This is a genomic window from Serratia sp. L9 (assembly GCF_050632285.1).
In the GTDB taxonomy this organism is placed as follows: Bacteria; Pseudomonadota; Gammaproteobacteria; order Enterobacterales; family Enterobacteriaceae; genus Chania.
Window position 1 is genome coordinate 2,165,867 of record NZ_CP192591.1, and the last position, 15,170, is coordinate 2,181,036.

At 51.5% G+C, this 15,170-nt stretch carries 11 protein-coding genes and 1 pseudogene; 8 read left to right on the forward strand and 4 right to left on the reverse strand.

From position 1 onward, the window contains the following. Nucleotides 1–247: 247 nt before the first annotated feature. Complete coding sequence (locus ACQ86O_RS10320; RefSeq protein ID WP_431225141.1) at nt 248–1,000, reverse strand: M48 family metallopeptidase; 753 nt, start codon at nt 998–1,000, stop codon at nt 248–250. A 237-nt stretch (nt 1,001–1,237) separates the two neighbouring features. Here ACQ86O_RS10320 and tkt point away from each other — a divergent pair, with 237 nt between their 5' ends. The 4 genes and pseudogenes from tkt (at nt 1,238) to ACQ86O_RS10340 (ending at nt 7,525) form a co-directional block, all read left to right on the forward strand. Next, nucleotides 1,238–3,232: a transketolase gene (tkt, locus tag ACQ86O_RS10325; RefSeq protein ID WP_431225142.1), complete on the forward strand. Its 1,995-nt coding sequence runs from the start codon at nt 1,238–1,240 to the stop codon at nt 3,230–3,232. A 262-nt stretch (nt 3,233–3,494) separates the two neighbouring features. Continuing rightward, nucleotides 3,495–4,583 carry an ABC transporter substrate-binding protein gene (locus tag ACQ86O_RS10330; RefSeq protein ID WP_431225143.1) on the forward strand — a complete coding sequence of 363 codons (1,089 nt, stop codon included), beginning with the start codon at nt 3,495–3,497 and terminating at the stop codon, nt 4,581–4,583. A 110-nt stretch (nt 4,584–4,693) separates the two neighbouring features. Further along, nucleotides 4,694–6,463, forward strand: a complete 1,770-nt coding sequence (locus ACQ86O_RS10335; protein WP_431225144.1) for an ABC transporter permease — start codon at nt 4,694–4,696, stop codon at nt 6,461–6,463. Then, nucleotides 6,456–7,525 (forward strand): annotated as a pseudogene (locus tag ACQ86O_RS10340) (ABC transporter ATP-binding protein). Before ACQ86O_RS10335 ends, ACQ86O_RS10340 begins: the two are co-directional and overlap by 8 nt. Before the next feature lie 50 nt (nt 7,526–7,575). On the opposite strand, the gene ACQ86O_RS10345 reads toward ACQ86O_RS10340, so the two are convergent. Next, nucleotides 7,576–8,661, reverse strand: coding sequence for a tartrate dehydrogenase (locus ACQ86O_RS10345; RefSeq protein ID WP_431225145.1), 1,086 nt, complete (start codon nt 8,659–8,661; stop codon nt 7,576–7,578). A 79-nt stretch (nt 8,662–8,740) separates the two neighbouring features. Here ACQ86O_RS10345 and ACQ86O_RS10350 point away from each other — a divergent pair, with 79 nt between their 5' ends. Then, on the forward strand, nt 8,741–9,700 hold the full coding sequence (locus ACQ86O_RS10350; protein WP_431225697.1) for a LysR substrate-binding domain-containing protein: 960 nt from the start codon (nt 8,741–8,743) through the stop codon (nt 9,698–9,700). 118 nt (nt 9,701–9,818) lie between these two features. On the opposite strand, the gene ACQ86O_RS10355 is transcribed toward ACQ86O_RS10350, so the two are convergent. Then, on the reverse strand, nt 9,819–10,292 hold the full coding sequence (locus ACQ86O_RS10355) for a hypothetical protein (protein WP_431225146.1): 474 nt from the start codon (nt 10,290–10,292) through the stop codon (nt 9,819–9,821). Beyond that, on the reverse strand, nt 10,289–10,798 hold the full coding sequence (locus ACQ86O_RS10360) for a hypothetical protein (protein WP_431225147.1): 510 nt from the start codon (nt 10,796–10,798) through the stop codon (nt 10,289–10,291). Before ACQ86O_RS10360 ends, ACQ86O_RS10355 begins: the two co-directional genes overlap by 4 nt. A gap of 721 nt (nt 10,799–11,519) precedes the next feature. On the opposite strand from ACQ86O_RS10360, the gene ACQ86O_RS10365 reads away from it, so the two are divergent. The 3 genes from ACQ86O_RS10365 to ACQ86O_RS10375 all read left to right on the forward strand — a co-directional run bounded on the left by ACQ86O_RS10365 (nt 11,520) and on the right by ACQ86O_RS10375 (nt 15,169). Further along, the gene (locus tag ACQ86O_RS10365; RefSeq protein ID WP_431225148.1) at nt 11,520–12,077 is read left to right on the forward strand and encodes a fimbrial protein; all 558 of its coding nucleotides are present in this window, start codon (nt 11,520–11,522) and stop codon (nt 12,075–12,077) included. 135 nt (nt 12,078–12,212) lie between these two features. After that, nucleotides 12,213–14,744 (forward strand): fimbria/pilus outer membrane usher protein, encoded by a 2,532-nt coding sequence (locus ACQ86O_RS10370; RefSeq protein WP_431225149.1) that lies wholly within the window; start codon nt 12,213–12,215, stop codon nt 14,742–14,744. Next, nucleotides 14,741–15,169, forward strand: a complete 429-nt coding sequence (locus tag ACQ86O_RS10375) for a fimbria/pilus periplasmic chaperone (protein ID WP_431225150.1) — start codon at nt 14,741–14,743, stop codon at nt 15,167–15,169. The genes ACQ86O_RS10370 and ACQ86O_RS10375 overlap by 4 nt, the downstream gene beginning before the upstream one ends. Nucleotide 15,170 lies beyond the last annotated feature (1 nt).

Below are 15,170 nucleotides of genomic sequence, written 5' to 3' on the forward strand. Positions count from 1 at the left end.
ATACCGGTCATGCTTCAGGCTGCATGTGTGTTGGCTTCGTCCGCTCATCCCAGCCACTTACCTGAGTATGCTCGTGGGGTTCTCGGCCTGGCGGCCTTCATGCCACTCGTATTATTTAGGGTATACAGAAGCGGGAGTTGACGATTATCTGCAGACGTCAATCTGTGGCACGAACAATCCCCTCTCTCTGGGGAGAGGGGAGGGTGAGAGGCAATCATCTCACCCTGTTTATCGCCTAAATGCAGTATTACTTACCGGCCGCGATGCGTTCACGAATGTGCTGTGCGCGGGCTTCGGAGGCAGGGTGATCGTCAAACATGCTGCTCTGACGGCCCGCTTCCATTTTGGCCAGTTTCTCGAAGCTGGTGACCAAACCGTTAGGATCGATACCGCGTTTTTTCAGCAGATCAAACGAGTAATCGTCCGCTTCGCTCTCTTGTTTCTGTGAGAACTGGGCATTCACCAGTTTTTCGCCCAAATCGGCCAGCTGTGATTGGGAAAGCGAACCCACGATGCCGCCGGTTGAAGCCGCGGCGGTACGCACTGCCACGGTACCGTAAGCCACCTGCATGGCTTTACGGGTATGGCCCAGTGCAACGTGGCCCATTTCATGGCCCAGCACGCCTTCCACTTCGTTGTCGGTCATCATGTCCATCAGGCCACTGTAAACGCGGATACAGCCGTTAGCCATCGCCCAGGCATTCACGTCTTTGGTCAGGTATACCTTGTAGTTCGCCGGGGTACCGTTGATATTATCCCCCAGTGCGGAGGCGATTTTGTTCAACCGCTGCGTATAAGCGCTGTCTGCCGGTGCGATTTGTGCTTTGCTGTCCATATCTACGCAGGACTTATCACTCAGTGCCTTGACGTCGTCGTTGCTCAACGTAGCTGCCTGGAAAGCTTGTGCTCCAGACTGCATCAGTGCGTCGGTGTTGAGGTTCTGACAACCACTTAACAGTGTGGTAATACTTAGTGCAATCAAAGAAGTACGAATCTTCATAAAGCTATCTTCCTATGATAGTAAGGGGTATTTTGTGCATCTTGGTTGGCATTGTTTCTGGTGCACGAGCCTATTGTACGTCAAGCCTGGCCGAAATAGTGCTATTCCGAAAAACGACGCGATCGTGCTAATAAGTTGTGAACTCGCTCTCATTTGGCATTAGGGATTGCCGTTTTAATGCTGAGTCTGAGAAAATAGAAAACTTGACTGCTTTTTTAATCCGACCTGGAGTAAAACATGTCCTCTCGTAAAGAGCTTGCCAACGCCATCCGCGCACTCAGCATGGACGCCGTACAAAAAGCAAATTCCGGCCACCCGGGCGCCCCTATGGGCATGGCAGATATCGCCGAAGTTCTGTGGCGTGACTACCTGAACCACAACCCTACCAACCCACACTGGGCTGACCGCGACCGTTTTGTGTTGTCCAACGGTCATGGTTCCATGTTGATTTACAGCTTGCTGCACCTCACCGGTTATGACCTGCCGATGAGCGAGCTGGAAAACTTCCGCCAACTGCATTCCAAAACCCCGGGCCATCCGGAGTATGGCTATACCCCAGGTGTGGAAACCACCACCGGCCCACTGGGGCAGGGTATTGCCAACGCCATCGGTTTTGCTATTGCCGAGCGCACGCTGGCCGCACAGTTCAACCGCCCAGGCCATGATATTGTCGACCACCATACCTACGCCTTTATGGGTGACGGCTGCATGATGGAAGGCATCTCCCACGAGGCCTGTTCGCTGGCTGGCACCATGAAGCTGGGCAAACTGACCGCGTTCTATGATGACAACGGCATCTCCATCGACGGCCACGTTGAAGGCTGGTTCACCGATGATACCGCCAAGCGTTTTGAAGCTTACGGCTGGCACGTAGTGCGTGGCGTTGATGGCCATAACAGCGATGCCATCAAGGCGGCGATTGAAGAAGCGCACAGCGTGACCGATAAGCCTTCCCTGCTGATGTGCAAGACCGTGATTGGTTTTGGCTCACCGAGCAAGGCTGGCACCCATGATTCACACGGTGCACCGCTGGGCGTAGCCGAAGTTGCTGCTACCCGTGAAGCTCTGGGCTGGAAATATGCCGCCTTCGAAATCCCGCAGGATATCTATGCTCAGTGGGATGCGAAAGAGGCCGGTCAGGCCAAGGAAGCGGCCTGGAACGAGAAGCTGGCTGCCTACGCCAAAGCCTTCCCGGAACTGGCTGCCGAGTTCAAACGCCGCGTGAGCGGTGAGCTGCCAGCCAACTGGCAGGCGGAAGCGAAAAAATTCGTTGAGCAACTGCAGGCCAACCCGGCCAACATTGCCAGCCGTAAAGCTTCCCAGAATGCCCTGGAAGCCTTCGGTAAAGTCCTGTCAGAATTCCTCGGCGGTTCTGCGGACCTGGCACCCAGTAACCTGACGATGTGGTCGGGTTCCAAATCCTTGAGTGATGATCTGGCGGGGAACTACATCCACTACGGCGTGCGCGAATTCGGCATGACCGCCATCACCAACGGTATCGCACTGCACGGTGGTTTCCTGCCGTATTCCGCTACCTTCCTGATGTTTGTGGAATACGCCCGTAATGCGGTGCGTATGGCGGCGCTGATGAAAATCCGCAACGTGTTCGTCTACACCCATGACTCTATCGGTCTGGGCGAAGATGGCCCGACGCACCAGCCAGTCGAGCAATTGGCCAGCCTGCGTGTGACCCCGAACATGAGCACCTGGCGCCCATGTGACCAGGTAGAGTCTGCGGTTGCCTGGCAATACGGTATCGAGCGTAATGACGGCCCGACCACGCTGGTATTCTCCCGTCAGAACCTGGCCCAGCAGCCACGTACCGCCGAGCAGTTAGCCAACGTGTATCGCGGTGGCTATGTGCTGAAAGACTGTGCAGGTACGCCAGAAGTTATCCTGATTGCCACCGGTTCAGAAGTGGGTATTACCGTGGAAGCTGCCGACAAACTGAGCGCTGCAGGGCGTAAAGTGCGCGTGGTCTCCATGCCGTCTACCGATGCGTTTGACAAGCAGGATGCGGCCTACCGCGAATCTGTGCTGCCTTCTTCCGTCTCTGCCCGTGTGGCAGTGGAAGCGGGTATCGCGGATTACTGGTACAAATATGTGGGCCTGAACGGCGCGATCGTGGGCATGACCACGTTCGGTGAGTCTGCGCCAGCAGAGTTGCTGTTCAAAGAGTTCGGTTTCACCGTCGACAACGTTGTTGCCAAAGCTAACGCGCTGTTGAAGTAAACCTTAACTAAGCGTTTAGCGTAAGGGGCGATTTTCGCCCCTTTTTTATTCCCTGTCACCAGACATTGCTGCATCCACTTGCTATTCAACATTAAGAAATCCTTAATATTTTACTCCCCGCTTGAATAATTACCGCCGTTACTGTCCAAAAAATGCCCAGCGTCACAAAACAACAAGAAAGCTAATCAACGTCGTTGCCTAGGGGTCACTATTGGCGATATGTTAAATTTCAGTTTTTAAAATGTGACCAGGAGTTAAAAATATGTTTTCAAAAATGAGGCTATCTTTGGTTGCGACGGCTGTGTTGATTTCTGCCCCGGCGCTCGCGCAGTTCCCTGCAGGTTATCCGGTCGATTATCAAAAGATTGTCGATGCGGCGAAGAAAGAGGGCAAAGTCGTGGTGTACTCCACCACGGACACCAAAGCCGCCGGGCCACTGATCCAAGGGTTTGAAACGCTGTACCCTGGCGTCAAAGTGGAATACAACGACATGAACAGCACCGAGCTGTATAACCGCTACATCAGTGAGCAGGCGGCGGGAGGCACCAGCGGTGACGTTGTCTGGAGCTCTTCCATGGATACCGCGCTGAAGTTGGCCACCGACTATGCCCTGGAATATACCTCCCCAGAGCAAGGGCAACTGCCGAAATGGGCGGTGTGGAAAGATAAAGCCTATGGCACCACTTACGAACCGGTGGTGTTTATCTACAACAAGCGCCTGATCCCACAAAGTGAAGCCCCGGATTCCCATGCGGCATTGGCTAAACTGATCGCCAGCCAGCCGGATAAATTCAAAAAGAAAGTCACCACCTATGATATTGAAAAGTCAGGCCTGGGATTTATGCTCTCGGTGCAGGACTTCAAAGCCGATCCTGACTACTTCGCCACGCTGGCCGAGATCGCTAAAGGCGGGCTGGCGGTACAATCCTCCACCGGCACCATGATGGAAAGGGTGTCTTCTGGCGAAAACCTGATTGGCTTCAACATCCTTGGCTCCTATGCCGAGGCTCGCGCCAAAACCGATCCTTCACTCGGTATCTCTTATCCTAAAGACTATACGCTGGTGTTATCACGGGTGACGTTCATCAGCCAGGAAGCGGCCAACAGCAATGCGGCCAAACTGTGGGTGAATTATGTGTTGTCGGAGAAAGGCCAGAGCATCCTTGCCAATCAGGCGGATATTCCTTCCATCCGTAATGATATCGAAGGCAAGAACGACATTGATGGCATGACTCAGATGCTGGGTAAGGCGTTGAAGCCAATCCCGGTGAATGAAAGCCTGCTGGAATACCTGGAACCGGCAAAACGCCTGGATTATATCAAGCAATGGCGTACCGCCGCAGCCAAGTAAACCAGGATTGGGGGCGCTTATTGCCGTGCCGATAAGTGCCCCACGTTTTTCAAACAGGGACTATTTCCCAGGCAATCTGCGGGTTGCGGGGGTAACCATCGGGACTGTCTATGAATGCATTGCGCAAAAAGTGGCAGAGTCTGCCGCGTGGTTTGGTGGTGCTGATAACCGCACTGGTTATCTATGTGCCATTGTCATTTATTGTGATCCAAAGCTTTCTTTCCGCGCCGTTCTTCTCGCCTTCCAAGGTGTTCAGCCTTGATGCTTTCCGCTTTATCTTTACCGATCCTGATTTTTACAAGGCCCTGAAAAGCGGATTTATTCTGGCATTTGGCCTGGTGGTGATCGCCATTCCGCTGGGGGGCGTGCTGGCATTTTTGATGGTGAGAACCGATTTACCGGGCCGCCGCTTTATTGAACCGCTGATCCTGGTGCCAATCTTTGTCTCGCCCATGGTGTTGGGTTTTGGCTACGTGGTCGCGGCGGGGCCGGTGGGTTTCTTCTCATTGTGGGCGGAAGCTATTCTGGGCTTTGTGCCTTGGAACATCTATTCGATGGCCAGCATTGTGGTGATTGCCGGGCTGACGCATGTTCCCCACGCCTATCTCTATATTTCATCGGCGCTGCGCAGCGTAGGGTCGGATGTGGAGGAGGCCGCACGTACCGCAGGCGCCTCTCCGTTGCAGGTGATGACCGCCGTCAGCCTGCCGATGGTGCGCCCGTCAATCCTGTATGCCAGCGTCTTGCTGTTCTTCCTCGGGCTGGAAGTCTTCGGCCTGATGCTGGTGCTGGGCGATCCGGAAGGCAACCTGGTGCTGGCGACTTACCTTTATCAATTGACCAACAAGCTGGGCACACCGTCTTACCATCTGATGGCGGCGGTGGCGGTGGTATTGATCTGTATTACCATCCCGCTGGTGATGCTGCAACGCCGCCTGATGCGCACCGCCAACCGCTTTGTCACCGTTAAGGGGAAAGCCTCGCAGGCTCGAGCGTTGCCTTTGGGTAAATGGCGCTGGGTAGCGGGTGGCGTGGTGGTGTTCTGGCTCACGGTCACCATTGGTGTGCCTCTGGTGGGGGTTGTGTTGCGCGCCTTTATCTCCAATTGGGGGGTTGGGGTTTCAATCTGGGATGAACTGTCTCTCAACACGTTCCGTACCATCTGGCAGCAACCTAATCTGCTGCGGGCGATCGTCAACTCGATGGCGATTGGGGTGTTTGGTGGGGCGTTGGCGGTGGTCTGTTATCTGTTTATCGGCATTGCGATGCACCGTAAACCCGACGGCGTGACCCGTTTTCTGGATTACAGCGTGCTGGTACCGCGTGCCGTACCCGGCCTGCTGGCAGGCTTGGCCTTCCTGTGGGTATTCCTGTTCCTGCCGATGTGGCTGGATAAATCGCTGAAAGCCGGTTGGCTCTCTGTGTTGCCGGTCGCTGAATGGCTACGCGACAATCTGGTGGTGTGGTTACGCTCGCTGCGCAGCACCATCTTCAGCGTGTGGCTGGCTTATACCGTGGTGTGGATGGCCTATGGCCTGCGGTTGATCTCCTCAACGCTGTTGCAGGTTGCGCCTGAGTTGGAAGAGGCTGCTCGTAGCAACGGCGCGACGCGTGGCCAGATCACCCGCCATGTGACCATACCGCTCTCCCGTTACGGTCTGATTGGTTCCTGGCTGCTGATGTTCCTGATCTTCGAGCGTGAATATTCCACCGGGGTCTATCTGTTGTCGCCTGGTACGGAAACCATTGGGTCAATGCTGGTCTCTTTGTGGGCGGCAGGGGCGATTGATATCGTTGCAGCGCTCTCCTTTATTAACATCCTCCTGGTGGTGTTAGGTCTGGGAATCGCCCTGCGATTTGGAGTCAAAATACATGATTGAACTTTCAGTAGATAACCTGCACCTGACCTATGGCGATAACCCGGTATTAAAGGGGGTCTCTATGCAGCTCAAGCGGGGGAGGTGGTTTCTTTACTTGGTCCGTCCGGCAGTGGCAAAACCACTTTGCTGCGTGCGGTAGCCGGGTTGGAAAAACCGACACAGGGCAAGATTGTGATTGGCCAAAATACCGTTTATGACGGCGCGGTGCGCAGTGAGATCCCGGCAGAAGAGCGTAATCTGGGGTTGGTATTTCAGTCTTATGCTTTGTGGCCGCATAAAACCGTATTTGATAACGTGGCCTACCCGCTGAAATTGCGTAAAACGCCTGCTGCGGAAGTTACCCAGCGCGTGCAGGCGGTGCTTGATCAGTTGGGTTTGGGGCCGTTGGGCAAACGCCATCCCCATCAGCTTTCCGGTGGCCAGCAGCAGCGCGTAGCGATTGGCCGGGCCTTGGTGTACAACCCGCCGGTGATCCTGCTGGATGAACCGCTGTCTAATCTGGACGCCAAGTTACGCGAAGAGGCGCGAGTGTTTCTGCGTGAGCTGATCATAAAGCTCGGCCTTTCCGCACTGATGGTGACTCACGACCAGAACGAAGCGATGGCGATTTCTGACCGTATTCTGTTGCTCAATAACGGCAAAATCGAGCAGCAGGGCACCCCGCAGGAGATGTACGGCTCACCTTCGACCCTGTTCACCGCCGAATTTATGGGCAGCAACAATCGCCTGCTTGGCAAGATAACCGAAGTCCATGAGGGCAAGGCAAAAATCGAAGGCAAAGATTGGGCTTTGTGGGGCAAAGCGGGGGCGGGGATAAGCGTCGGGCAGGATGCTACGGCGGTGATCCGTGTGGAGCGAGTCCATCTGGGGGCGGATCCGCAAGGTAATCAGATCGCGCTACCGCTGCTTACTAGCATGTATCTTGGTGACCGTTGGGAGTATTTGTTCCGCACGGTGGCTGAGGATTTTGTGGTTCGTGCCTATGGTAGCGAAGTTCGCGGCCAGGAGATGTGCACGCTTGCCCTGCCTGCTGAGCATTTGTGGATTTTCCCACAGGCCTGATCAACGCTTCCCATCCCATGACAAGGGCCAGAGGGCTGGCCCTTGTCACATCAAGGTTGTAATAAGCGTGCGATTGCCTCGCCGACCTGCTGTGTGGAGGCGCTGCCCTGCATGTCTGGCGTGCGCGGCCCAGTGGCAATCACCTGTTCGATGGCCTGTAATATGTCATCGTGTGCCTGGTGATAACGTGCTTCGCCGTCACCCAGGAAATCCAGCATCATCGCGCCGGTCCAGATCATGGCTATCGGGTTAGCGATATTCTTGCCGAATATATCCGGTGCAGAACCGTGCACTGGCTCAAACATTGAAGGGAAGTTGCGCTCGGGATTGAGATTGGCCGAAGGCGCGATGCCAATCGTGCCCGTGCAGGCGGGGCCAAGATCGGAGAGGATATCGCCAAACAGGTTGGAGGCAACCACCACGTCGAAACGCTCCGGGTTTAACACGAAGCGGGCGCAAAGGATGTCGATATGCTGTTTGTCCCAGTTGATCTCTGGGTAATCTTGCGCCATCGCGGCAACGCGTTCATCCCAATAGGGCATACTGATAGCCATGCCGTTGGATTTGGTCGCGGCGGTGAGGTGTTTGCGCGGGCGTTGTTGTGCCAACTCAAAAGCATATTTCAGGATGCGATCCACGCCATGACGGGTAAATACCGACTCCTGGATCACCATTTCACGCTCGGTGCCTTCGAACATGCGCCCACCGAGCGAAGAATATTCCCCTTCGGTATTTTCCCGCACCACGTAGAAATCGATATCTCCAGGCTGTTTGTTGGCCAGCGGGCAAGGGACGCCAGGGAATAATCGTACCGGGCGCAGGTTGACGTATTGGTCGAAATCACGGCGGAATTTAAGCAGCGAGCCCCAGAGTGAAACATGGTCCGGCACTTTATCCGGCCAGCCAACGGCACCAAAATAGATCGCGTCGAAGCCTTGCAACTGTTCGAACCAATCGTCTGGCATCATTTGGCCATGTTGCAGGTAATAATCGCAGTTGGCCCATTCGAAGGCGGTAAATTCCAGCGCCAGGTCCCATTTTTCTGCCGCAGCCTGTAACACCCGGATCCCTTCCGGCATCACTTCCTGACCAATACCGTCCCCCGGTATGGTGGCAATTTTGTAGTTTTTCTTCATCCGATACCTACTTTCTGGTGGATTGGTTGACATTACCTCCATCCTATAATTGACTGATCGTTAATCAATGATGCAAATGGTGAAACATAAAACACGAATCATGAATAATCTCCCTATTCTGAGCGACTTGCAGGTGTTTGTTCTGGTAGCGCGTCGCGCCGGGTTTGCCGCAGCGGCGGAAGAGTTGGGCGTGTCGCCAGCCTTTATCAGCAAGCGTATTGCTTTGTTGGAGAAATCGCTCAACGTTTGCCTGTTGCACCGCACTACCCGGCGAGTCACGATCACCGAAGATGGTGAGCGCATTTATGAATGGGCACAGCGTATTCTTAACGATGTCGATCAGATGGTGGATGAGGTTTCTGCCATTCGCCAGGAACCCCAGGGCACGCTGCATATCGTTACCAGCTTTGGTTTTGGTCGGCGTTTTGTGGCCCCGGCCCTGTCTGAACTGGCAGTGCAGTATCCCCGTCTGGATCTCAGATTGGATGTATCCGATCGTCTGCTGGATATGGTCAGTGAGGGGATCGATCTGGATATTCGCATTGGGGATGATATTGCCCCGAATCTGATCGCCCGCAAGTTGGCGCAGAATCACCGCATTTTGTGTGCCGCTCCGGAGTTTCTGGCAAAGCAGGGTGAACCAAAGAATCTCAATGAACTTTCCGGATGCCCTTGCCTGGTTATCAAAGAGCGGGATCATCCGTTTGGCATCTGGCGGTTGCAGGGTTCTGGGGGAGAAGAAACGGTAAAAGTGACGGGAGCTCTTTCTTCCAACCACGGTGAGATCGTCCATCAATGGTGCCTGGAGGGGCAGGGGATAGCCCTGCGTTCGTTCTGGGACGTGAAGGATAATATTGAGAGCGGGCGATTGGTACATGTTCTGCCGGAATACACTCAGCCGGCTAATATCTGGGCGGTGTATGTTTCACGCCTGGCAACTTCGGCCAAAATACGGGTCACCGTCGAGTTTCTGCGTCATTACTTCCAGCAGCATTATGGGGAAGTTGCACCTTTGTCTGAATATCTGCTGCGACGCTGATGGAAAGGAAATTGAGTGATCTGGCTGTAGGGTTGGAAAGCGAAGGCAGAGATTTGCTATTTCTCCACTGTTCGCCGATCAATCCTTTGTTTATGTGCCGACTGCCTGTTGTGAAAGGCTAACTTTGTCGTATACAGACCAACAATGGGTTGTTGACCCCCTTGATGAGTAATGCATTATGGAATAGCGTTATGATTTCCGTATAAAAATTAACGTTTTGAATCTCCGGTAACAGGAAGTTTCGCCAGATGATATCTGGGGTGCTATCGGCTGGATGAACGTCTTCATGGGTGAGCTGCGTGTTGTTGACCCCTTCCAGTTCTGAAGGCGTAATGATAAAAAAGATTTTGCGATCCAGCAGATATCGGGTGTCATTTTCTTTTACTGAACCGATGAGGTAGACAATACCGTTCTGTGCTGAAGAGAAGATGACGGTAGAATTGGCATTGAGTAAAATATCAGTCTTCGCTTTCACCTGGACCGAAATTTGCTGGGTATCGCAGCGGAAAGGCTTTCTGCCCTGTTGGGTGTAGTACCACAGGTATATTAGTAAAATGGCAGTAAACAAGACCGCACCAATCATTTTTTTCATTTTGGTTTACTCAATAACTTTAAAGGTTCTGCAAAGCTGGTAATTGCTTCCATTCTGGTTTTTTTGCAGGCAGCCAGAAACGTGATTTTAAAAATATCGTTATCGGGGCGCTCCTCTGTGTAGTAAATATCGTGTTTGGTGTGGCCGCAGTCCACTTTTTCCGCTTCGAGCATATTTATTGCGCTGAGCTCAAAGCCAGGAAGGGGTTCCTGCCTGATGGAGTAGATATCACATTTTTTATAGGCAGCCATTAACTTGAACTGGGTTGATGGAACCCAGAGTCGTAATAGAACAATACCGAGGATGCTCAACCCAGCAAACATAGTCAGGTGGCACCACTTTATAGGCTTTTTTATCGTTTTATTTGGTAAGGAAAAGGACAAGGTAGTCGGGGGATTTTCCTTTATAAAATCCATTGCCTTTTCCAGTTTTGCTGTAATAATTTCTCCCTCTTTAATGCTAATCTCGGTTTTATGCTTCGGTGCAGGATGTATATCAGCCTCCATTCTAAACCCCATTCTTGGAAGGGTTATAATGATCGGCTTATCGATCCCTAGGCCAATAAATGATTTCCTTAATTCACTGATGTAATTGTTCAAACTGGCATTGGAGGGGATAAACCATAATCCTCCCACGCATTTTTTAGCAGCGTTTCACGAGATAAATTAACCCTGTTGTTTCTTATGAACTCATTTAGCACCCGGCAAGAAGGTTTTGATAGTTCAATAGTCATCTGATTATTATTATTTAAAGCAAGGGTCCTGTCCTCCGGATCGAAGACAACGATTAGGTTTATTGTATATTTCATTATGTGATCAACTCTCTGACTGCGCTTGGCGAGGTAATTTAATTATTTTAAGAAAAATCCCTATTTTAAAATTCCATTGGAATCTAAGTGAAGTGAACATAAAGAGTCAAGCGTGATTTTAAAATTAATTTTTCAATGATAAACCGATTGGTTTTTAGCAAGTCATAAAAGTTATGCCGAGGTTCTGATTTGCCTTATGTTAGGTATTAATATTAATATTTTATATTAAACAGGTTTAAATTCTAATATTTAGCATATGTTTAGATTAATTTGCTGATTTGGGGCGAGGGGCATAGTATTTATCGGGTCGCCGGATGCCTGCGTGGAGCGTCAGATGATGCACTCAGCGTATAACGTAGTACGACATGTAAAAACGGCGACAACCAAAGTATAGGAAAACTTCTCAAGGAATTTATAAAATGAAAATGAAACTTCGCTCACTCGCACTGACCACTTTGGCATCTGCAATGTTAACCGGTTACGCCTTTGCTGATGTTCCTCCTGGCTCTCAGGGGAATGGTGAGATCCTGTTTAAAGGCTCTGTGATCAAGGCTCCATGCGGCTTGGCTCCTGGTGTTGATGGTGATAACCAGAATCTCAGCCTGGGGCAAATTGCCGATGCGCAGTTGAAAACTGTCGGTTTCAGCGCACCAAAAGAGTTTAAAATCAAACTGATAGGTTGTAGCTTCGATCCTAAGGCGACGGCAGAAACCAAGGTTAATGTACGCTTTGACGGTATGTCTGTTGGTGCAGCCAATGGTTTCCTGGGCGTGTCTGGTGATGCTAAAGGCATTGCTATCCGCCTGCTGGATGCGGCTAACAAGCACGTTAAAATCGGTGCTACCTCAGACAACTATAGCCTGCGTTCTGGGGATAATACCCTGCAGTTCTCTGCTCAGGTCGTTGCTTTGGAAGGGCAGAGTGTTGAAGCAGGTACTTACGACGCAATGACCAACTTCTCCCTGACCTATCTCTAAGCTTTAATTTTTTAGAGTAATACCCCAGCGCCAAATTATCGCCGAGAAAGGTAATTTGGTGCTGTCTATTATTCCGATTGGGCATTTATTTATAGGCCCCGCTTCACGTTGTCGTCTCAATGGGTTTATATAGTTATGGATGATAAAAAGAAATACTCATTTATTTCTACCGTTATTCTTTGTCTTATCGCGGTAGACTCAGCCTGGGCCGAAACTGATAATGTCGAGTTTGAAACCAGAGCGCTTGAACTGCGTGATAATAAAAATATTAACCTGAGTAACTTTTCTCATCCTGATTATTTTCCCGCAGGTGTTTATCCCCTTAGCTTAAAAATTAATGACCGAGTTATCACCACTGATAGCTTTAACGTTATCAATCTGGACGGAAAGAGCCAGATTTGTTTTTCCCCTCAAATTGTTGAACAGTTTGGCTTCAAAGAGACATCTTTGGCGGAACTGATAAAACGTACTGTCCCTGGCAAAGCCAATTGCCTGCTGATCGCTGGCTTTAAAGGGGTTACGGCTCGTATCGATCGCAGTAAAAGCGAACTGCTGGTAAGTATTCCGCAGGCATTACTCAAATACAGCGATCCTGACTGGACGCCGCCGACGCAATGGGATGATGGAGTCACCGGCGCGCTGTTTGACTATACCTTGAGCGGTAATGTGTATCAGGGCCGCAACAGCAGCAATAGCGCACTTTCCAGCTATGGCACCCTTGGCGTGAACTATCAGGAGTGGCGTTTGCGCAGTAACTACCAGGCTTCGTTGTACAGCAACGGCTATGGCAATGACCAACGTCGGTTAACTAACACGACAGTTTATGCCGCTCGTGCACTCAAAGAGAGCGGCGCTAGCCTGACAATAGGCAAAAACTACCTGCAATCCGATGTCTTTGATTCGATAAATTACAGCGGGATGGCAATCGTCAGTGATGACCGAATGTTGCCTCCTGCGCTACGTGGCTATGCTCCGCAGTTGACCGGGGTAGCCAACAGCAATGCCCGGGTTACGGTTACCCGTGGCGACAGCATTATCTATGAAAAAATGGTGCCGCCCGGTGAATTTGTTATTCAGGATCTCACCAACGCGACCTCTGGCCAGTTGAAAATGACCATCCGCGAGGAAAACGGAGAAGAGCGGGTCTCGACTATCGAAACGTCGAACGTGCCCTTTTTGACCCGCTCGGGCCATATCCGCTACAAGGCAATGGTGGGGCAGATGAACCAGACCAACGGGCCAATCAAGCCGCTGCTGGCAACCGGGGAAGCCTCCGTGGGGGTCCTCTCGGGAGCTTCATTCTTTGGTGGCGCACTGCTCACCGATGAACACTATTATGCGTTAAACGGGGGTATTGGTTATGACATGAATGCCCTGGGGGCGATATCGGTTGATTTGACCCACTCCAATTCTCAGTTGGAACATCAAAACCTGAAAGGGGAAAGCTACCGTTTTAATTACTCCAAGGTATTCGACAGTATCGACAGCCAGATCACCTTCGCTGGCTACCGTTTCTCGGAGGAGAACTATCTTTCACTGGATAACTTCGTGGCTATGAAGGAGTCGCCTGATTTTACTTCCACCAGTAAAGAAAGTTATAACCTGGTTGCCAGCAAGAACTTCCGTGATTTAGGGCTGTCACTTAACGTTATTTATAATCGTCAGACTTATTGGCAGGATGTCTCTGACAGTAACAGTTATGGCCTGAGCGTATCCAAATCATTTGATATTGGCAGCTTGAAAAATGTCAATGCGTACATCTCGCTAAACCGTACCGAGTATAAAACCAGCTTTATCTCCCAAGAGCAGAAGAATAACAACACCGTTTATCTAAGCTTGAGTATCCCGCTGAATTCACAATCCTATCTCAGTACTGCGATGCGGATCAGTAATGGCAGCCTTTCACCGAGTACCTCTTACACCAATAATTCAGATCCCGGAAATACCTGGTCGATTGGCAGTAGTTCAACGGGTTCATTCGGCAAGAGCAGCCTGAATGGCAATATGGTTCAGAACCGGGATGCATACGCCGCAACGCTGAATACCTCCCTGAGCAGCAAGGATTACTATCTGGGCGGCAGTATTAAATCCGGCATTACCGCCACCGAGCACGGCATTGCGGTACACCGCGATGGTTATGCCGGCAATACCCGTCTGATGATCGATACAGGCGGTATTGAGGGCGTTTATATCGGTAGCCGGGGTAATAACAGCTCCATGCCAAGCAATGCTAACGGTATTGCGGTGATCAATAACGTCCCGGATTATTACCGAACCAATTATTCCATCAATACCAACCTGTTACCTGACGATGTAGAGAGCACCAATCCCAATATTCAGATGGTATTGACGGAGGGGGCTATCGGCTACCGGAAAATGAATCTTTACCGGGGTATCAAGGCCTTGCTCCAACTTACCGACTCGCAGGGAAGGGCCATTCCCTTTGGCTCTCCGGTGGAAGAAAACCAGGACCGGCGCCAGGTTGGGGTGGTGGGTGAAAATGGTGAAGTTTATATTTCCGGCGTTGGCGCACAGGCAGATCTGACCGTGCTGGACAGCGACGGTCAGCATTGCCGGTTTACTCTCCCAGGCCAGGGGCTGTCTTTATCTTCTGCCTTACCTATTACTTGCCGTATTGATCCATCCCCTCAAGGAATTTCACAATGATGCATAAAACACCCACCCTAGGCTTGGTTGGCGGGCTACTTTTTCTGTTTACCAGCTCTGTGCAGGCGGCTATCTCCATCGACCGAACCCGGGTTATTTTATTGGGGGATGAGAAGTCGTCCCCGGTAAACGTTATCAACCACAGCAAGACCTTGCCCTATCTGGCACAGACCTGGCTGGAGAATGAAGCCGGTGAGAAAATCAGCTCACCATTGACCGCGTTGCCGCCGTTGCAACGGGTAGAAAAAGACAGCACGGTGCAGATCCGCGTTACCCCGCTAGCGGATGCTGCGAACCTGCCGCAGGATCGGGAATCGTTGTTTTTCTTTAATCTGCAGGAGATCCCGCCCAAGTCGAATAAAGCCAATGCAATCCAATTGGCGCTGCGTATCAAGGTTAAGGTCTTTTACCGCACCGCCCCCTGAA